Source organism: Hydrogenophaga sp. (assembly GCF_041633695.1).
Lineage (GTDB): Bacteria > Pseudomonadota > Gammaproteobacteria > Burkholderiales > Burkholderiaceae_C > Hydrogenophaga.
The window spans coordinates 1-3478 of the sequence record NZ_JBFJMY010000434.1; the positions used below are offsets into that span (position 1 = coordinate 1).

Genomic DNA, 3478 nt, shown 5'->3' on the forward strand with positions numbered 1-3478 from the left:
ATTCCCAGCGGCCCGGCTTCGGGTTTGGCGGGTGACCGGGGGGACGATCTGACGGGCGGGACGGGACCACAGCGCAGCGGCGGGAGTGGACCGAATGCCAGTTCGTCCAGCGGGCTCGTTCCCGTGCAGCGGGAAGGAAATCAGACCGCGACCCCGGGCACGGGTACGGGCCGCTATTCCCTGTGCTGCCGGTGCACACCGGCCACGCTCCGCCCTCCCCTGTGACCGCGCACAGCGCGCTGATCAACAACAAAAAAATGGGGCCGAAGGCCCCAGGGGTTACACGAGGCCAAGCTCGGCCATGTATGTTGCGCTCCACATACATGGCCGAATGTGGACTTATTTGATATGTGGAGTTGGCGGTGCACCCTCATGGGTGAAGGCGCACCGCCAGGATTGGTTGACTCCACATATCGGGCTCACATCCGGCGCAGCCAGCCAACCAGATCGCTGCCATCGGGCTGGAACCGCCCACCGCGCGGCGGGGCCAGTGCTTCTGGGAACACCTGTGCAATGGCTTGGCGCTTGAGGTCGATGTCGGCGCGTGCGTAGCGCATCGTCGTGTTCAAGCCGGCATGTCCCAGCCACTGGCTGATCGTGGCGAAGTCCACGCCAGCCTTGAGCAGTGCGATTGCCGTGCTGTGCCGCAGCGAGTGCGGATGGATGCTCTTGTCGCGCATGCTTGGAACTTCTTGCGACGCAACTGCAACGTAGCGGCGCAGCAGGTAGCGAACGCCGAACCGCGTGAGCGGTCTGCCTCGGGCGTTGGTGAACAGCAGTGCGTCAGCAGGATCACCTTCTGGTGCCGGCAGTTCGTCGATGAAGGCCCGCAGCAGTTTGACCGTCACGGGCCAGATCGGGCACAGCCGTACCTTGTTGCCCTTGCCGGTCAGGCGAATCTGAGGTGGCGAATCCAGACGCACGTCTCGCCGCCGAACGTCCAGCGCCTCCTGCACGCGTGCCCCGGTGTTGAACATCAACGCGAACAGGACATAGTCGCGCCGCCCCAAAACGCTGCTGCGGTCGATGCTCTGCAACACCGCCTCCATCTCGATGCGCTCCAGATACTCGACCGGCACCTCGCGCGCGCCGCGCTTGTACGGCAGAGCGATCACGCGCTGCAGGGTACCCAGCGCCTCCGGCCTACGTGAGGCCAGGAAGCGGGCGAACACATGAATGGCACCGAGCCTGGCGTTGCGTGTCGCGATGCTGTTGCCGCGGTCGACCTCCAGGTGATTCAGGAAAGCGACTACCCGTTCGGCCGTGAAGTCGGACACCTGCAGCCGTTCGATCGGGCGCTTGGCTTCGGCTGATGCGAACTGCAACAACAGCAGCATGGCGTCACGGTGACTGCGCACGGTGTTCGGGCTCAGGCCTCGCTGGCCAGGCAGGAACTCTTCGAAGAAGCGCACCAGCTCACGCCCAAGATCGGTTTGTGTGGACGCTTTCATTCGACACCACCTTCGATCATGCCGGCACACGATCGTTCGAAGCGAGCCGACGCGTGGGACACCACGGCCGGCATCCAGCGCAGGTAGTAGGCGGTAGAGACAATATTCACGTGCCCCATGTACAGCGCAAGCTTGGGCAAGTTGGACTGCACGTCGGCATCGGCTTCGTACCACCGCAAAAGCGCCGCCACGGCGAAACTGTGGCGGAAGTCTTGCAAGCGCGGGACTTTGCCGGCGCTGTCATGGATGCCTGCGCGACGCAGCAGGGCTTTGAAGGTGCTGTACAGACCCGCGGCGGTGTAGGCACGCAATGCGAGAGTACACAACAACGGGGCTCCAGGACGCTCGTCCAGACGAGCCTGACGCCGTGCGGCCAGATAGCGCTGCAGTTCGGCATGCGCACTGATCGACAGGGGAACCCAACGGGACTTGTGGAACTTCGACTCTCGGATGCGAAGCACCCCGGCGCGCTCATCGACATCGCCCAGCGTCAGGCGGACGACCTCGCCGCGCCTGAGCCCCGCCGTGTACAGCAGCACGACGACCAGACGCATGACGTGCGTTCGCGCGAAGTATTGACTCCTCGGTGGCAGTTGCGACACGAAAGAGAGCAACTGAGCCACTTGCCCCGGTTCAATGATGATTGGCAGCGCGTGTGGCTTCTGTCGAGTGAGCGACTCCCAGTCCGGCAGGAAGCAACCAGGATCGCTGCGCCGTCGGTACCGGTAGAACTTGTACACGGTGTGCTCGCGCACGACGCGTGTGCTCGAACTGAGATGCTGGAACTGCGCGCGCCAGCGCTCGAAGAGCGCGAGATCAAGATCGGTGGCTCCCGCCTGAACCAAGAACCCGCGCACCTTGCACAGGATCACTTCTTCCTTGCGGTATGCCCGCCCGATCGCGTGGCGGCTGGTCAGATAGGCCGTGACGGCGGCGTCCCAAGCGTCCATGCAAAGAACGTCATGCATGGCGCTCTCCCCGGGGATGACCGATCTCGGGGACCTCGATTGCCACACAGCGCAGCATGTCCGTATCCAGCCGGAGGTAGGCGCAGGTGCTCTCCAGGCTGTGATGTCCGAGAACGTCGCCGATGGCCTTGACGCCTACGCCCTGGGTGAGCAGCCGCATGGCGAAGGTGTGCCGCAGCCGATAGACGTTCTGCCCAGGCAGTTCCAGCTTGGCCAGCCGCACACGCTTCTTGAAGAGGTCACCGACCGCATAGTTCTCGATGGCACCACTCGGGCATCTCGCCCGCAAGAACAGTTCAGGATGTGACGAACCTTGAGACAGCCGTTCGTGTGCAAGGTAACTGCGCAAGATGCGCAGCGTCTGGGTCGCCAGCGGCAGGAACAGGTCGCAACGGGTCTTGCGCTGCACCACATGCAGCACGCCAGTCTCCCAGTTGATGGAGTCAAGGCGCAGCGCCACAACTTCTGACGGTCGCAGTCCGTAGTGGACCATCAAGTGCAGGATGCAGTGATCGCGCCGACCTGCCTTGCTGGCGAGATCAATGGATCGAAGCAGCGCCTGGACCACCGACCAATCGAGCGCCATCGGCGGCAACTCGCCGCGGTAGGTGCGGGGAGTCTCGATGGCGTCGAGCGGTCGGCCGATCTCCCCTTGACCGTGGCAGAACCGCAGGAAGCTGCGCAAATGCGCGACCACATGCTGCAGCGAGTGACGCGACACCTCGCGGCTGCGCAGAGCGACGTACCGTTCGATATCAACCAGCGTCACCGTGCTCAAGTTCTGGTCTGGGCCGAGACCGCGAGCCAGCAAGTCAGCCACCGTCCTCGCGTGCTGCCCGCGCGACGACAGAGATAGCCCACGTAGTTCCAGCAGTTCCCGCTGGTAGTCGCTACACAGCGAGACGTAGCGACCCCCTTGTTCGTTCTTGAGCAGACGCCCGTGTGCGAGCAAGAAACGGGCGTAGACACGTTCGGTCCCACGGAACGCAGGCGGTCGGCTCGGCACCCCGCGGCCAACAGCATTGAATGCCTCGTGCAAGTCATCTGCTTTGCACGTGG

The 3478-nt window shown here is 63.7% G+C and carries 3 protein-coding genes; all 3 read right to left on the reverse strand.

Annotation, left to right across the window (positions count from 1 at the left end):
- Positions 1-419: 419 nt before the first annotated feature.
- Complete coding sequence (locus ABYB95_RS19600) at positions 420-1451, reverse strand: tyrosine-type recombinase/integrase (RefSeq protein WP_008903503.1); 1032 nt, start codon at positions 1449-1451, stop codon at positions 420-422.
- The gene (locus tag ABYB95_RS19605; protein ID WP_008903504.1) at positions 1448-2419 is read right to left on the reverse strand and encodes a tyrosine-type recombinase/integrase; all 972 of its coding nucleotides are present in this window, start codon (positions 2417-2419) and stop codon (positions 1448-1450) included. The genes ABYB95_RS19600 and ABYB95_RS19605 overlap by 4 nt, the downstream gene beginning before the upstream one ends.
- Positions 2412-3478: tyrosine-type recombinase/integrase (locus ABYB95_RS19610; protein WP_372660743.1), on the reverse strand; the 1067-nt coding region annotated here is incomplete at its 5' end. The genes ABYB95_RS19605 and ABYB95_RS19610, both read right to left, overlap by 8 nt.

Bases quoted from the DNA above. Each gene is read 5' to 3' on its own strand.
- ABYB95_RS19600 (WP_008903503.1), bottom strand. From the start codon at position 1,451: ATGAAAGCGTCCACACAAACCGATCTTGGGCGTGAGCTGGTGCGCTTC.
- ABYB95_RS19605 (WP_008903504.1), bottom strand. From the start codon at position 2,419: ATGCATGACGTTCTTTGCATGGACGCTTGGGACGCCGCCGTCACGGCC.